We start from the raw sequence: 15,611 nt of genomic DNA on the forward strand, positions 1-15,611 counted from the left end.
TCCCGGACCTAAAGCTTCGACCGGCGATGCCCCTTAGGCAGCACGCGGCAACACCAGGAGGTAGCCGGCGGCCAGGCCGCTGCTCCAGCGCCGCGGCTCCCGCACCACGAACTGCGTGGCCAACTGCTCCGGCGTGAGCAGGGCATTGGGTGCCGGCGACGGGCCCCACTGGCCACTGCCGTAGGGGTAGAGCGGATCGAGGACGCGGATTCCGGTCACTGAAAAATCGGGGAACTGGCGTGGATCGCCCACCGATTCGAATCCGCTCATCACCCAGGCGTGGCGGCCGCTCCACATCACCAGGCCCACCGGCCTGCCCGTCTCCGTGATGGCACGCGCCGCCGTCCGCACCGCTTCCTCATAGCCGGGGATGCTCACCACGGCGTAGGGTCCCATTCCCGCCTCCGTCAGCACCTGCGCCCACCCGAAGGGGTTGGCGCCGTTGAACGAATCGGAGGAACGCGCCCTCGCCATCTCCCACAGTTCATTCTGCTGCGCGCGGTCAGCCCAGGTACCGCCCCCGGTGTCGTCAATCAGGTTGTGCGCCATCTGGATACTCGCGGCCACGCACCAGTCGAAGGTGTACTGCGGAACGAAGTCCCCCTCCCGGTACAGGTTGAGGGCAAAGGGCTCGGGCACCGGGGCGGGAGCGGGAGTACTGGCGGGAGCGGCCGCCGGGATCGGCGCCTGCGGAGGAGCGGGGGCGACGTCGGCCGCATCCGGCGCGGAGCTTGCCGAACCGGCCGCCGCGGTGGCCACCGTGGCGGTCGCCCCTGGCGAGGTGGCCGCGGATCGAGGCACGCCCTGCCCAGAGCCCATCCCGGACGTGCAGCCGGCAAGGAAGGCCATCACGGCAATGAGCCAGGCCAGAAGCCGGAGGCGGGCAGCGGTCATGATCGCTCCAGTCCATTTCACGTTGAGCGGGCGTACCTGCTACCAGTCTCCCGCCCGCGCCTCCCCTTGACTACCCCACCCCACCTTCCCTACACTTTTCATAAAGCAGAATCTAAATTCCACAAAGCGGAAACGGTGAAGATGCCGGCAGCAAGGGAAGATAGATCAAAGCCCCTCCTCGGAAGGACCTACGATGACGTACACAGTGAACTGCTCCATCCTCCTCACGGAGCTTCCCCTGCTCGAGCGCCCCGCCGCCGCCAAGGCAGCAGGCTTCGACGCCGTTGAGTTCTGGTGGCCCTTCGAAACCTCGGTCCCGGCGGACAGCGAGATCACCAGGTTCGAGAACGCCATCACGGACGCCGGGGTGCAGCTCACGGGGCTGAACTTCAACGCCGGCAACATGCCCGGGGGGGACCGCGGCCTGGTGTCCTGGAAGGGACGCTGCTCCGAGTTCAAGGACAACATCGACGTTGTTGCCGGCATCGGCGGGCGTCTGGGCTGCAAGGCCTTCAACGCCCTCTACGGCAACCGGCAGGACGAATTCACCCCCGAAGAGCAGGACGAGCTGGCCGTCAAGAACCTGGCGGCAGCAGCTGAAGGCGTTGCCCGCATCGGCGGCACCGTCCTCCTCGAACCGGTCAGCGGTGCACCCAAATACCCGCTCCTCACCGCCGACGACGCACTCAACGTCATCGCGCGCGTCAAGGAGGAAGCCGGCGTCGGGAACATCAAGCTCCTCGCCGACTTCTACCACCTGGCGGTCAACGGCGACGACGTCCAGGCAGTCATCGAGAACCACGCCAGGGACTTCGGCCACATCCAGATCGCCGACAACCCCGGCCGCGGCGCCCCCGGCACCGGCACCCTTCCGCTCGGCGAATGGATCGCCCGCAGCCGCGAACTCGGTTACGAGGGCTACATCGGCCTCGAATACAAGGAACCGAAGGAAACGGCCTTCAGCTGGGCCATCCGCGAGCACGCCAGCAACTGATTCCCACCGATTTACACAGACTTTCCAGAAAGAGAACCATCATGAGCAACGTTGCAGTCATCGGACTCGGAATCATGGGCCTGCCCATGGCCATCAACCTGGTCAAGGCCGGTCACGCCGTCACCGGCTTCAACCGCAGCCAGGACAAGATCGACAAACTCGTCTCCGAGGGCGGCAAGGGCGCCACCAGCATCGCCGACGCCGTCAAGGAAGCCGACGTCGTCATCACCATGGTGCCGGACTCCCCCGATGTCGAGGGCGTGGTCAGCGGCAAGGATGGCGTCTTCGCCAACGCCAGGCAGGGCACGCTGTGGATCGACGCCTCCAGCATCCGCCCCGACGTCGCCAAGCGCCTGTCCGACGAAGCCCGCGAAGCCGGCATCCGCCCCCTCGACGCCCCGGTCTCCGGCGGCGAACAGGGCGCCATCGACGCCGTCCTGTCCATCATGGTGGGCGGTGACAAGGCAGACTTCGACGACGCGCAGGACGTCCTGAACGCCGTCGGCAAGACCATCGTTCACGTGGGGCCCTCCGGCTCCGGCCAAACCGTCAAAGCGGCCAACCAGCTGATCGTTGCCGTCAACATTGAAGTCCTCGGTGAAGCCATTGCGTTCCTTGAGGCCTACGGCGTGGACACCGACGCCGCCCTCAAGGTCCTCGGCGGCGGCCTGGCCGGTTCCAAGGTCCTGGACCAGAAGGGCCAGAAGATGCTGGACCGCAACTTCGACCCCGGCTTCCGCCTGGCCCTGCACCACAAGGACCTGGGCATCGTCACCGCCGCCGCCCGCGAAGCCAACGTCGCCATCCCGCTCGGTGCCATGGCCGCCCAGCTCGTCGCCGCCACCGTCAACCAGGGTGACGGCGCACTGGACCACTCCGGACTCTTCAAGCAGGTCCTGCAGCTCTCCGGCAGGAAATAAGCACCCGCGCCAAAGGCGCCGAGGAAACACCAGCAGGGAACCCGCCGTCGTACACGAAACGACGGCGGTTCCCCCACCACACCCAAAAACAGACTTTCAAGCTTTCAAGGAGCACCCCATGAGCAAGATGCGTACCGTTGATGCAGCGGTGGCCATCCTGGAAAAGGAAGGCGCCATCGAGGCGTTCGGCCTGCCAGGCGCCGCCATCAACCCCTTCTATTCCGCAATGCGCGCCCACGGCGGCATCCGGCACACGCTGGCACGCCACGTTGAGGGCGCCAGCCACATGGCCGACGGTTTCTCGCGCGCCAAGGACGGCAACATCGGCATCTGCATCGGCACCTCCGGCCCCGCCGGCACCGACATGGTCACCGGCCTCTACGCAGCCTGGGCAGACTCCATCCCCATGCTCTGCATCACCGGCCAGGCCCCGGTGGCCAAGCTGCACAAGGAAGACTTCCAGGCCGTGGACATCGAGTCCATCGCCAAGCCCGTCACCAAGATGGCCATGACCATCCTGGAGCCCGGCCAGGTTCCCGGTGCCTTCCAGAAGGCCTTCCAGCTGATGCGCTCCGGCCGCCCCGGTCCGGTGCTGCTGGACCTGCCCATCGACGTGCAGTTGGCGGAAATCGAATTCGACATCGACACCTACGAGCCCCTCCCCGTTGAGAAGCCCAAGGCCTCCCGCAAGCAGCTGGAAAAGGCCCTGGACATGCTGCTCGCCGCCAAGCACCCGCTGATCGTGGCCGTCGGCGGCATCATCAACGCCGGCGCCTCCGCGGAACTGGTGGAACTGGCCGAGACCCTGAACGTTCCGGTCATCCCCACTCTGATGGGCTGGGGCACCATCCCGGACGACCACCAGCTGATGGCCGGCATGGTGGGCCTGCAGACCTCCCACCGTTACGGCAACGAGAACTACCTGCAGAGCGACTTCGTGATCGGCATCGGCAACCGCTGGGCCAACCGCCACACCGGCGGCCTGGAAACCTACACCGCCGGCCGGAAATTCGTGCACATCGACATCGAGCCCACGCAGATCGGCCGCGTGTTCTCGCCGGACCTGGGCATCGCGTCCGACGCCGGCGCGGCGCTGGCAGGGCTCGTTGAGCTCGCCAAGGAGCGCAAGGCGGCCGGGTCCCTGCCGGACTACAGCGCCTGGGTTGCCGAATGCCAGGACCGCAAAGCCTCCCTGCACCGCAAGACGCACTTCGAGAACATCCCCATCAAGCCGCAGCGCGTGTACGAGGAGATGAACAAGTCCTTCGGCCGCGACACCACCTACGTGTCCACCATCGGCCTGTCCCAGATTGCCGGCGCGCAGATGCTGCACGTCTTCGGCCCGCGCAAGTGGATCAACGCCGGCCAGGCAGGCCCCCTGGGCTGGACCGCCCCGGCAGCCCTCGGCGTCGCCCGTTCCAACCCGGACCAGACCGTGGTGGCCCTCTCCGGCGACTACGACTTCCAGTTCATGATCGAGGAACTGGCCGTGGGCGCACAGTTCAACCTGCCGTACATCCACGTGGTGGTGAACAACTCCTACCTGGGCCTGATCCGCCAGTCCCAGCGCGGCTTCAACATGGAACAGAACGTGTCCCTGGCGTTCGAGAACATCAACAGCTCGCACCTGTCCGAGGACACCCGCGGCTACGGCGTGGACCACCTGAAGGTGGCCGAGGGCCTGGGCTGCAAGGCCGTCCGCGTGGAGGACCCCAGCGACCTCGCCGCCGCATTCGACAAGGCCAAGGCCCTCATGGGTGAGTTCCAGGTTCCCGTGGTGGTGGAAGTGATCCTGGAGAAGGTCACCAACATCTCCATGGGCGTGGAAATCAACGCCGTGAACGAGTTCGAGGAACTGGCGGAATCCGCCGCCGACGCTCCCACCGCCATCCTGGCACTGCAGGCCTAACCATGCGCATCGTGATCGCCCCGGACAAGTTCAAGGGATCGCTGTCAGCCCCGGAGGTGTGCAGCCATCTGGAAAAGGGCCTGCAGCGCGGGGCCGGCGGCAACCTTGACGTGGTCCGGATTCCGGTGGCCGACGGCGGCGAGGGCACCCTCGATGCCGCCGTCGGCTCCGGTTTCACCCGCCGCACGGCAACGGTCGCCGGGCCAACCGGACAGCCAGTGGAAGCGGACTTCGCGGTCCGCGGGCACGAGGCCGTCATCGAAATGGCGACGGCGTCCGGGCTGGCCCTGGTGCCAAGCGTCCGGAATGGCGGCCGCCCGGACTCAACGTCTGCTGCCACGGCCAGCAGCCTGGGCACGGGCCAGCTCATCCGGGCTGCGCTGGACGCCGGTTGCCGGCGGATCATGCTGGGCGTGGGCGGCAGTGCCAATACCGACGGCGGCGCAGGGCTCCTGCAGGGGCTCGGCGCCAGGTTCCTGGACAACAGGAACAACGAACTTCCCCCGGGCGGGGCTACGCTGGCCAACCTGCACAGCATCGACTTCACCGATTTCGAGCCCCGCCTGGTGGACACCCGCTTTGTGCTGGCATCCGACGTGGACAACCCGCTGCTCGGCGCCCAGGGCGCCGCGGCGGTGTTTGGTCCGCAAAAGGGCGCCGCACCACAAGACGTCGGCATGCTCGACGCCGCCCTGGCCAGGTTTGTCGAAGTCCTGGCCAGGGAAATCGGATTCCGCGCCGTCAAGGCTGCCGAGGCTCCCGGAGCCGGAGCAGCCGGCGGCGTGGGCTACGCCGCCATCGCGGTCCTGGCCGCAACACGGCGGCCAGGCATCGACGTCGTCCTGGAATTCACCGGGCTGGCGGACCGCCTGGCGGGCGCCGACCTGGTGATCACCGGCGAAGGCAGCCTGGACGAACAAAGCCTGCTGGGCAAGACACCGATGGGCGTTGCCCGCGCCGCGGCGGCGCAGGGGGTCCCGGTCATCGCCGTCTGCGGCCGGACCACCCTGGACCAGGACCAGGCAACGGCTGCCGGGTTCGAGGATGTCTACGCTTTGACGGCGCTCGAAACCGATGTAAACAGGTGCATAGCAGAGGCAGGACCGCTGCTGGAGCAGCTGGGCACCCAGATCAGTGCGGGGTTGGCGGCCGACAGGACCGCCGCCGCAAGTACCAAGGAGGACCTCCGTGTCTGAAGAACGTTTTGACCTCGTCATCCGGGGCCGTCGCATCCTGACCACCGCAGGCATCGCCCCGCGTGAGGTGGGCGTGCGCAACGGGAAGATCGTGGCCATTGAGCCGCTGGGCAACGGTCTGGCGGGCACTGAGGTCATCGAACTGGCCGACGACGAAACCCTGCTGCCCGGCCTGGTGGACACCCACGTCCACGTCAACGAGCCCGGCCGCACCGAATGGGAAGGCTTCGCCTCCGCCACCCGCGCAGCTGCGGCCGGCGGCGTGACCACCATCATCGACATGCCGCTGAACTCCGTCCCGCCCACCACCACCGTGGAAAACCTCAAGCTCAAGCGCGAGGTGGCCGAGGACCAGGCGTTCATCGACGTCGGGTTCTGGGGCGGCGCCATCCCCGGCAACAAGGCGGACCTCCGTCCCCTGCATGACGAAGGGGTTTTCGGTTTCAAGTGCTTCCTCCTGCACTCCGGCGTGGACGAGTTCCCGCACCTGGACGCGGACGAGATGGAAGAGGACATGGCCGAGCTGAAGTCCTTCGACTCGCTCATGATCGTCCATGCCGAGGACTCGCACGCCATCGACCGTGCACCCCACCCCGGCGGCGACCACTACGAGACCTTCCTGGCCTCCCGCCCCCGCGGTGCCGAGAATAAGGCCATCGCCGAGGTCATCGAACGCGCCCGCTGGACCGGCGCCCGTGCGCACATCCTGCACCTGTCGTCGTCGGACGCCCTGCCCATGATCGCCAGCGCAAAGCGCGACGGCGTCAAGCTCACCGTGGAGACGTGCCCCCACTACCTGACGCTGATGGCGGAGGAAATCCCCGACGGCGCCACTGCCTACAAGTGCTGCCCGCCCATCCGGGAAGCCTCCAACCGCGAGCTGCTGTGGCAGGGCCTGCAGGACGGCACCATCGACTGCATCGTCTCGGACCACTCTCCGTCCACCCTGGATCTCAAGGACCTGGAGAACGGCGACTTCGCCGTGGCCTGGGGCGGAGTTTCCTCGCTGCAGCTGGGACTGTCCCTGATCTGGAGCGAGGCCCGGCACCGCGGGATCCCGCTGGAGCAGGTGGTGTCCTGGATGGCGGAGAAGCCTGCCAGCCTGGCCCGGCTCACCAACAAGGGGCAACTGGCTTTGGGCTACGACGCCGACTTCGCCGTGTTCGCCCCGGACGAGGCGTTCGTGGTGGACGTGTCCAAGCTCAAGCACAAGAACCCCATCACGCCATACGACGGCAAGGCCCTGTCCGGCGTGGTCCGCAAGACCTTCCTCCGCGGCGCCGTAGTGGACGGCCAGACCCCCACGGGCAAGCTGATCCGCCGCGGCGGCGTATAAGGGCCCGCCATGGCAGTGGAAGCCCACCATCCGCGGACGGCGGTCCCGCATCCGGTTCCGCACGGCGTTCCGCACGGGGTTCCGCCCAGGCGCGCCACCGCCCACGGGCTGGCCGTCTGGGTGGTCCCGGCCGAAGGGACCAGCCCGGATATCCTGCGCCACGCCGCCCAAATGGTCCTTGCCAGGGCCCTCGAAACTGCTCCGGAGGCGGAAGTCCATTGGCCTGCCGCCGGAGCCCCCACGTCCGGGGTCTCCGCCAATGCGGAAGGAGCCGCAGCCGACTCCTCTCGCGTTCCTTCCACGGCGGAGAACCCCCGCGCAACCGCGGCCGACGGCGGCACCCGCCTGCCGCCGTCGGCCGGCCCCGTGAGCAGGGTCGCCGTGGACCTCGCCGCCGACTCCGTCCTGCTGGACGGGAGGCCGGTGGCGCTGACCGGCGTCGAATACAAGGTGCTGCGCTACCTGGTGACGCACCTGTCCCGCACGGTAGGCCGCGAAGAACTGCAGGAATTCCTGGAATCGCTGGATTTTCCCGGTGCCACCGCACGTTCCATCGACGTCTACGTGGGCAGGATCCGCAAGAAGCTGGGCAATGCCCGCCATGCCGTGGCCACTGTCCGCGGCGGCGGCTACCAGTTTGTGCCGGGCCCGCACGCAGCCGTTCGGGGTCCGGCGGAATACTGCATATGACGCGCTGGTTTGTATCAGTAAGCGGTGACCCGCTTCACTTGATGTTTGGCCATCACTGACCGAGTCTTACAAAGGAACGCCATGAGCCCCACCCTGACCACCAAGCTTCAGCCCGGCACCCCGGCTCCTGATTTCACCCTCCGGGACGCCCAGGGCCGCGAGACCTCTCTGGCCGAATACCGTGGCAAGAACGTCATTGTCTACTTCTACCCGAAGGCCGCAACCCCCGGTTGCACCACCGAGGCCTGCGACTTCCGCGACAGCCTGGCCTCCCTGCAGGGCAAGGGCTATGAGGTAGTGGGCATCTCCCCCGACGCCCAGGAAGCCCTGTCCGGCTTCAGCGGCGACTTCTCCCTCACCTTCCCCCTCCTCTCCGACCCCGACCACGCCGTTGCTCTGGCCTACGGCGCCTGGGGCGAAAAGCTGGTCCACGGCGAAATCCACGAAGGCATCGTCCGCTCCACGGTTGTGGTGGACCCTGAAGGAAACGTCACCCTGGCCCAGTACCAGGTACAGGCCGACGGCCACGTCGCCCGCCTCAAGGAAGCCCTGGGACTCTAAGAACCCATCACTTCCTAAAGCATTTCCGCGGACGCCCCGGCACCTGGTGCCGGGGCGTCCGGTGTTTAATGCGCAGTTTCTGCCGCCACCTGCGCATAGGACGCCGACACCCGGCGGTAGACCGGGGTCAGGAAGGCCAGCAGTGCCGCCACGATCATGATGATCCCGGCCACCAGGAACACCAAGGCGATGCCGCGCGAGGTGCCCTCACCCAGCAGCGGTGCCAGGAACGCGGCGCCGTCCGCGGACCGCGCATACGGGATGATCCAGAACTGGGCGATGGGCGCGACGAGGAACGCCGTGACGGGGGCCGCGGCGGACTCAAAGGCCATGGCGAACCCGAAGACACGCCCCTGCCGTTCCAGCGGCACCACCCGTTGGATCACGGTTTGTTCTGCCGCTTCCACGAACGGGACCAGCACCAGGTACAGCCAGATCCCCAGGATGTAGAGCCACGCCCACTCCCGCAGCGTAAAGACCGCGCCGAGTACGCCCATGGCCGCCACTGCGATCAGGAGGGTGCGCAAGGGGTTGGCGCCAAGCCCGAACTTACCGATCACGGCACCGCCAAGGATGAATCCCGTGGAACCAACCGCAAAGACCGCACCCCACATCTCCACCGAAAACATTTCCAGCCCGTACGGGTCCATCAGCGCCATGTAGACACCGCCGATGAAGTTGTTGAACGTTGAAAACAGGATCAGCGCGAACAGGCCCGATATAGCCAGCACTGCCGTAAACGAGCCCCGGAGATCGAATCCACCGTGGGCGTCCGATGCCGCCGCACGCAGCTCCTCGGGCATCCGGAGGGTCAGCAGGTGTGCCGCAGCCAGCGCCGTGAGCACCAGTGCGACGGCGATGGTCCAGCCCATGCCCAGCAACCCGACGGACAGTCCGGACAGCAGGGAGGTGACGATGAACATCAGGCCCTGCACCATCCCCACCAGCCCGTTGGCATTCGCCCGCCGTTCCGGTTCGATGAGGATGGTCACTGTGGTGGATAGGGCGATGTTCCGCAGGTTCTCCACCACGGCGCCGACCAGGATGATCAGGGTAAAAATCCAGAACCATGGCTGCCCCAGGTCCAGCAGGGATGGGGCAGGCGTGAGCAGGAACATCACCCCGGACAGCACGAACATCACCAGGGTGAATCCGGCGGCGAAGCGCATCACTGCGAGCTTGCGGTAACGGTCCACGAACGTGCCGAAGCTGATGCTGGACAGCGCAATCAACAGCATGTAAGCGCCACCCACCACGCCCGTGGCGATGACGTTGCGCGTCTCCAGGTACAGCCAGAACGTCAGCGCGAACCACAGGTAGCTGGTGGTGATGTTGGCCAGTGCCGTGTTGACCAGGATTCCGGCGAAGGTGCGGGAGCGCTCAGCCGGCGTTCGCAGGGAGGCGGCAAGGGTATCCGGATCCGCGGCAGCACTGCCCGGTTCCTGCTGGGTCATGCGTCCCAGTGTAGTGAGGGGCACCAGGAGCCAACAGGGTGGAAACTGGGCTGATGGGGAGACACTCAGCTCCGCGGGATGAGGAAGGGATGGTTATGGACAGCGAAACGGACAAGGAAATACCTGCAGCCGGGACGGACCCCCGCTTGGCGCTGCTGCTGGCCTCGATCTTTGAGGCAGGCGATGACGCAACAGTGGAGCTCACCGTGGTGGTTGATGGAGCCGTGATCTCCGGATCGGTTGTGTCGGAGCACGCGTGGACGCAGCGGCAAAATGACCAGGTCCGGATCGGGAGCTGGGCCATCGCCGGAGTTCTCGACGCCTATGGGTCCCCGTCTGGCGAGGCCGGCACGGAAGCCCAGCCACGGTACCTCCACTTCCTGGCGCCGGTGCTGCTCTCAGGGGGAACCAGGGTTCCGCTGCAGGCCACCCGGGTTGACCTGCGCAGGGTCGCCGCCTGGAGCATTGGCCGGATTCCCGGCGACTAGGATCGCACCATGGCCATTGAGGTGCGCCCGGCAACCAGCTTCGAGGACGTCAAAATACTCGTCGGGCCCAAACGGCCCGACGCCACCGTCTGCTGGTGCCTGAGCTACCGGATTCCCTCGAAGCAGAACGTGTCATTGCGGGGCGAAGAGCGCGGGGAGCTGGTCAGGCAGTTGGTGGCGCAGGATCCGCCGCCAGGCGTGGTGGCGTACGACGGCGGCGAACCGGTCGGGTGGGCAGCGGTGCACCCGCGTGCGGACACCAGTTTTGCCCGGAACCGCAGAATCCCGCACGTGGATGACCGGGACGCCTGGTCTGTCTGGTGCTTGCGCGTCCGTCCCGGCCACCGGGGCAGGGGAATCTCGCACCATCTGCTGGCCGTCGCCGTCGCCCTGGCCCGCGATTATGGGGCTCCCGTGGTGGAGGGCTATCCCGTGGACAACGGCGGCCACAAGGTGGACCTCACCATGGCTTATGTGGGAACCCGCAGGCTGTTCGAGGATGCAGGCTTCACCAAGGCGGCAGACACAACCTCGGTGCTCAACGGCTTTCCCCGGGTGCTGATGAGGCTGGAGCTGGCATGACAGCTCTACTTCCGGCGCCAGTACTTGCCCCAGTCGACTTCCATGGCCCACAACGCAAGCAGCAGCGCGTCCATGGTCATGAGTCCCGCCATCAGGTACGACCAGCCCAGCAACAAACTCACAGCAATCTCCTGACTATCCCCCAGCCAATCGATTGCTGCTAAGTGTGGCACCTACAGGGCCGCTACGGAATGCCCTCCGCCCGCAGTCTTTAAAAGGGCCTCAAGCCTGTGGTGCGCCTCGGTCTCCAGCTTGAGCCGGTGGGTGAGCCTTTCCACCTGGCGGGACATGTCCTCCCCCACCTGCAGCCGGTCCCCCGGCCAACTGGATACTTCCCGTGATTCGGCGAGCGCATGCTCAAGTTCCCGGGCAGCGGCCCGCACTTTCCGGGAGTGGAAGAGGACGCGCAGCAGCGCCCTGGCTTTGTCCATCCCGCTCTTTTTGACGTATTCCATTGGCTTCCCCGCCTTCCGCAAGCCGTACAGCCCCCGCGCGGATCGTCGTCCCACCCTGCTGCCTGGAAGGCTGCTGCCGTTCTTCGAGTGTGACCGGCGTTCCTCAACGTCCCGGCAAGCAGGCACCAAGATTTCCGCAAGATCTGCTGGGTGCGGATCAATGCATCCGGACCTGTCAGCGACGCCACCGGAACCTGTGAAGCCTAAGACATGCCCTGTGCGCCTTAATACGGTAGAAGTAGAGCTATGGTCTCTCCCTCCGAATCCCGCCGTGCGGTTGTCATCGAAGATGACCCGGACATCCGCGGACTGCTGGTCCGTGTCCTGGTCAAGCAGGGCTTCGACGTCACCCAGGCGGGAGCCGGCCTGCCGGGTGTGGAGGAGGTCCGCCGCCGCAAGCCGGACCTGGTGACGCTGGACCTCAATCTCCCGGATCTCGACGGACTCGAGGTCTGCAAGCTGTTGAGGGACTTCTCGGACGCCTTCATCGTGATGCTCACCGCGCGGGCAGACGAACTGGACAAGCTGACGGGCCTGGACAACGGCGCCGACGAATACATCAGCAAGCCGTTCAGCCCCCGCGAGCTGCAGTCCCGGATCAATGCGCTGTTCCGCCGCCGGCCCTCCGCCGCCGCTGAATCCGCTGCCCGGGGCGAGCTGGAACGCGCCACCGAGGTGCAGCAAAGCCTCCTCCCCAAGGAGGACATCCGGGTGGACGGCTACGACGTGGCAGGCCTCTTCCGGCCCTCCCGCAGCGTGGGCGGCGACTTCTATGACTGGTACCAGACCCCTGGCGGGCTCCACCTGACCTTCGCCGACGCCATGGGCAAGGGCATGGGCGCGGCACTGATCGCAGCCACCGTCCGTGCCGTCATGCGCTCCACCGGCCTGCGCCAGGACCTCGACGCCGGGTTCGCCTCAGCCAGCAAGGCGATCGCTGCGGACCTGGACTCCTCCAACTCCTTCGTCACCCTGTTCCACGCCCGGCTGGACGCAGCGTCCGGCAAGGTCAGCTATGTCGACGCCGGACACGGCCTTGCGCTGCACGTCCAGCCCGTGGGCCCCGCGGACCGCCTCCCCTCGGGCGGGCCACCGGTGGGCGCCTGGCCGGGGACCCAGTGGCCGAAGGCAGAGCTGGAACTGGCCGAGGGCGATTCCCTGGTGGTGGTCAGCGACGGAGTCCTGGACGTCTTTGAATCGGTGGAGGACTTCACCGACGCCGTGCAGCAGGCTACGCAGGCGGCAGCCTCGGCGCAGGAAGCGACCAACTCCATCCTGGCCCTCGCCCCCGCAGAGACCGCCGAGGACGACGTCACGGTGGTCGTGGTCCGCCGGCTTCCCGAGGAGATGGCCGCGTGACCCGCTTCTGGACCCGCGTGGTGGTGGTACTCACTGTCCTGACCGGCCTGAACTACATCGCCTGGCGCTGGGCGGCGTCCCTCAACTGGGATGCCTGGTGGATCGCCCTCCCCCTGGTGGTGGCTGAAACCTACAGCCTCATCGACGTCATGCTCTTCGGCATGACGGTGTGGAAGCTGAAGATCCGCAAGGGTGCGCCGCAGCCGCCGCACGACGCCACGGTGGACGTCTTCATCACCACGTACAACGAGGACCTGGACATGGTCCTCACCACGGCGCTGGCGGCCCAGAAGATCCGGCACCCGCACAGCACCTGGATCCTGGACGACGGCGCACGGCCGGAACTCAAGGCGCTGTGCGAACAGCACGGCCTGGGCTACGTCACCCGGAGCGAGGACTGGACCAAGGACCTCCCCCGGCACGCGAAGGCGGGCAATCTCAACAATGCCCTCATGGTCACCCACGGCGAGTTCCTGCTGATCCTGGACGCGGACCAGATCCCCGAGCCGGACATCCTGGAAAAGACCCTGGGCTACTTCAACAACCGCCGCGTGGCCCTGGTCCAGACACCCCAGTACTTCAGCAACGTTCCTGACAGCGACCCGCTGGGCAGCCAGGCACCGCTGTTCTACGGCCCCATTCAGCAGGGCAAGGACGGCTGGAACGCCGCCTTCTTCTGTGGCTCCAACGCCATCCTGCGCCGGGAGGCCCTGATGCAGCTGGGCCTGGTGGGCTACGTCAAGGAGACCGAAAAGAGCATCCGCCGTGCGCTGGCCGCCTCCCGGGCAGCCATCAAGCAGGCCCGGAAGTCGGCGGACGTGGAGTCACCCCTGGTGGCGGAGGTCCTGGACGAGGTGGAGGCCGCCACCCGCGAAGCCCAGGAGGAAGTGGACGCGGCCCCTCAGCGAGGTCACCTACCGGGTCCGCCGCCGCGTGGACGCCGCGGTCCAGACCCTGGTCCAGGCCGACGTCGCAGCCCTGCAGGCGGACCTTGAGGAAATTGCCGCCATGGAACTGGCCCACGTGGGCGAGTCCGGCGTCCCGGTAGTGGCGGACGACGCAGTCCAGCGCATGTCCGCCCGTGACTGGTCGCCCCTGGGTGCCCTGGAATCCGTCCAGGCCGTGCTGGATGCGCTGACCGTGGAACGCAGCAACGAAGCCCAGCCCGTCATGCCCCTGGCCACCATCTCCGTCACCGAGGATATGGCCACCGCCATGCGCATGCACGCCATGGGCTGGGAAAGCGTCTACCACCACGAGATCCTGGCGTACGGCCTGGCGCCTGAGGACATAGCCACCATGCTGACGCAGCGGCTCCGCTGGGCGCAGGGCACCATCCAGGTGCTGCTCCGCGAGAACCCCCTGGTGCAGAAGGGCCTCAAGCTCGGCCAGCGGCTGATGTATTTCGCCACGATGTGGACGTACCTCAGCGGCTTCGCGGCGGTCATCTACTTCGCGGCGCCCATCATTTACCTGCTGCTGGGCATCCTGCCGGTCAGCAGCCTCAGCTGGGACTTCTTCATCCGGTTCATTCCGTTCATGGTGGTCAACCAGCTGCTGTTCGCAGTGGCCGGACGTGGCATCCCCACGTGGCGCGGGCAGCAGTACAGCCTTGCGCTGTTCCCCACCTGGATCAAGGCATGCACGACGGCGGCCCGCAACGTCTGGTTCGGCCGTCCCCTTGGGTTTGCCGTCACCCCCAAGGCACGCCAAAGCGGCGGACCCAGCTGGAGCCTCATCCGGCCCCAGATCGTGGTGTCCATCCTGCTGGCGCTGGCCGCCGTCGTCGGAATTGCCCGTCTGGTAACCGGCCTGGCGGAACCGCTGGGCACCCTGGTCAACGTCGTCTGGGTGGTCTTTGACCTGGTGGTCATGAGCATCCTGGTCCGCGCCGTCCTCTACAAGGGGTACGAACCGGCCGCAGAACCTGCAAACAGAGAGGAATCCTGATGGAGTTCAGTTATGAGGTCAAAGACTCGTACGCGGAGGTTAAGGCGGACGGGCGGCTGAACATGGTCTCCGCGCCCAAGCTGCGCGAGTTCGTGACGGACGTGATCGCGGGTGGGTCCAACCGGATCGTGGTCAACCTGGAAAACACCGCGTTCATGGACTCCTCGGGCCTCGGCGCGCTGATCGGTTGCCTGAAGGCTGCCCGGCAGGCCGGCGGGGACCTGCGGATCGCTGCCGTGCAGCCGCAGGTGAACATGGTCCTGAAGCTGACCAGCATGGACAAGGTCCTCACCGCCTACCCCACGGCCCAGGAGGCGTTCAGCAATGACTGAGGTCCTGGCTTCGCGCAGCTTCCGGGGACCCGCTGCCGAGGACGCCATCGAGGCGGTCCACAACGACCTCGACAGCCTTTGGCTCGACGTTCCGTTCGTCAATGACATGGACCAGATGACGTTCACGACGGCGGTCATCGAGTCCGCGTCCAACATCGTCCAGCACGCCCAGCCCGCCGGGGACCGGGAGGTGGAACTGGGTGTGGAGACCACCGTGCAGCCGGTCATGCTGCAGGCACGGGTCAGCGCCTACCATGCAAAGCCGCCGTTCGGCCCCATGGAGCCGGCCGTCCCGGGCGAGGACGCAGAGTCCGGCCGCGGCCTGGCACTGATCGAGGCACTGGTGACCACGGTGACCTTCGAACGCCAGGACGGCACCAACACTTGGGTCCTGTCACGGACGTCATCACAGGACTAGGGCTCCCAACGGCTTGACAGTGCACCGCACCTGCTCTTGAATATTACGTATGCTGAAATAACAGTTCCATGAT

Annotated in this window: 15 protein-coding genes and 1 pseudogene; 13 read left to right on the plus strand and 3 right to left on the minus strand. The window is 66.6% G+C overall.

All coding sequences use genetic code 11. The annotated features are described in order from the left end of the window. Positions 1-33 precede the first annotated feature (33 nt). The gene (locus tag NMQ03_RS18580) at positions 34-894 is read right to left on the minus strand and encodes a hypothetical protein (RefSeq protein ID WP_255173417.1); all 861 of its coding nucleotides are present in this window, start codon (positions 892-894) and stop codon (positions 34-36) included. Positions 895-1,087: 193 nt separating this feature from the next. Here NMQ03_RS18580 and NMQ03_RS18585 point away from each other — a divergent pair, with 193 nt between their 5' ends. The 7 genes from NMQ03_RS18585 (at position 1,088) to bcp (ending at position 8,500) form a co-directional block, all read left to right on the plus strand. Further along, positions 1,088-1,888: a hydroxypyruvate isomerase family protein gene (locus NMQ03_RS18585; protein WP_255173418.1), complete on the plus strand. Its 801-nt coding sequence runs from the start codon at positions 1,088-1,090 to the stop codon at positions 1,886-1,888. Between the two features lie 41 nt (positions 1,889-1,929). Continuing rightward, on the plus strand, positions 1,930-2,808 hold the full coding sequence (locus NMQ03_RS18590) for a 2-hydroxy-3-oxopropionate reductase (RefSeq protein ID WP_255173419.1): 879 nt from the start codon (positions 1,930-1,932) through the stop codon (positions 2,806-2,808). A 118-nt stretch (positions 2,809-2,926) separates the two neighbouring features. Beyond that, positions 2,927-4,717: a glyoxylate carboligase gene (gene gcl / locus NMQ03_RS18595; RefSeq protein ID WP_255173420.1), complete on the plus strand. Its 1,791-nt coding sequence runs from the start codon at positions 2,927-2,929 to the stop codon at positions 4,715-4,717. Between the two features lie 2 nt (positions 4,718-4,719). After that, entirely contained in the window at positions 4,720-5,913 is a 1,194-nt protein-coding gene (locus tag NMQ03_RS18600) for a glycerate kinase (RefSeq protein ID WP_255173421.1), read from the plus strand. Continuing rightward, complete coding sequence (gene allB, locus NMQ03_RS18605) at positions 5,906-7,249, plus strand: allantoinase AllB (protein ID WP_255173422.1); 1,344 nt, start codon at positions 5,906-5,908, stop codon at positions 7,247-7,249. Before NMQ03_RS18600 ends, allB begins: the two co-directional genes overlap by 8 nt. A gap of 9 nt (positions 7,250-7,258) precedes the next feature. Next, positions 7,259-7,939: a winged helix-turn-helix domain-containing protein gene (locus NMQ03_RS18610; RefSeq protein ID WP_255173423.1), complete on the plus strand. Its 681-nt coding sequence runs from the start codon at positions 7,259-7,261 to the stop codon at positions 7,937-7,939. Between the two features lie 81 nt (positions 7,940-8,020). Next, positions 8,021-8,500 (plus strand): thioredoxin-dependent thiol peroxidase, encoded by a 480-nt coding sequence (bcp, locus tag NMQ03_RS18615; RefSeq protein WP_255173424.1) that lies wholly within the window; start codon positions 8,021-8,023, stop codon positions 8,498-8,500. Between the two features lie 65 nt (positions 8,501-8,565). Here the strand turns inward: bcp and NMQ03_RS18620 are convergent, their stop codons facing one another. Beyond that, the gene (locus tag NMQ03_RS18620) at positions 8,566-9,954 is read right to left on the minus strand and encodes an MFS transporter (protein ID WP_255173425.1); all 1,389 of its coding nucleotides are present in this window, start codon (positions 9,952-9,954) and stop codon (positions 8,566-8,568) included. Positions 9,955-10,049: 95 nt separating this feature from the next. On the opposite strand from NMQ03_RS18620, the gene NMQ03_RS18625 reads away from it, so the two are divergent. Together NMQ03_RS18625 and NMQ03_RS18630 are read left to right on the plus strand one after the other, a co-directional pair. Further along, entirely contained in the window at positions 10,050-10,442 is a 393-nt protein-coding gene (locus NMQ03_RS18625; RefSeq protein ID WP_255173426.1) for a hypothetical protein, read from the plus strand. Between the two features lie 9 nt (positions 10,443-10,451). Then, positions 10,452-11,024, plus strand: coding sequence for a GNAT family N-acetyltransferase (locus NMQ03_RS18630; protein WP_255173427.1), 573 nt, complete (start codon positions 10,452-10,454; stop codon positions 11,022-11,024). 173 nt (positions 11,025-11,197) lie between these two features. Here the strand turns inward: NMQ03_RS18630 and NMQ03_RS18635 are convergent, their stop codons facing one another. Next, the gene (locus NMQ03_RS18635) at positions 11,198-11,479 is read right to left on the minus strand and encodes a hypothetical protein (protein WP_224023239.1); all 282 of its coding nucleotides are present in this window, start codon (positions 11,477-11,479) and stop codon (positions 11,198-11,200) included. Positions 11,480-11,725: 246 nt separating this feature from the next. On the opposite strand from NMQ03_RS18635, the gene NMQ03_RS18640 reads away from it, so the two are divergent. The 4 genes and pseudogenes from NMQ03_RS18640 to NMQ03_RS18655 all read left to right on the plus strand — a co-directional run bounded on the left by NMQ03_RS18640 (position 11,726) and on the right by NMQ03_RS18655 (position 15,538). Continuing rightward, on the plus strand, positions 11,726-12,838 hold the full coding sequence (locus NMQ03_RS18640; RefSeq protein ID WP_255173428.1) for a PP2C family protein-serine/threonine phosphatase: 1,113 nt from the start codon (positions 11,726-11,728) through the stop codon (positions 12,836-12,838). Then, a pseudogene (locus NMQ03_RS18645) lies at positions 12,835-14,788 on the plus strand (glycosyltransferase). The gene NMQ03_RS18640 and the pseudogene NMQ03_RS18645 overlap by 4 nt, the downstream one beginning before the upstream one ends. Then, positions 14,788-15,120: an STAS domain-containing protein gene (locus tag NMQ03_RS18650; RefSeq protein ID WP_255173429.1), complete on the plus strand. Its 333-nt coding sequence runs from the start codon at positions 14,788-14,790 to the stop codon at positions 15,118-15,120. Before NMQ03_RS18645 ends, NMQ03_RS18650 begins: the two are co-directional and overlap by 1 nt. Continuing rightward, complete coding sequence (locus NMQ03_RS18655; protein ID WP_255173430.1) at positions 15,113-15,538, plus strand: ATP-binding protein; 426 nt, start codon at positions 15,113-15,115, stop codon at positions 15,536-15,538. Before NMQ03_RS18650 ends, NMQ03_RS18655 begins: the two co-directional genes overlap by 8 nt. Positions 15,539-15,611: the final 73 nt, after the last annotated feature.

This window comes from Arthrobacter sp. DNA4 (genome assembly GCF_024362385.1).
Classification (GTDB): domain Bacteria; phylum Actinomycetota; class Actinomycetes; order Actinomycetales; family Micrococcaceae; genus Arthrobacter.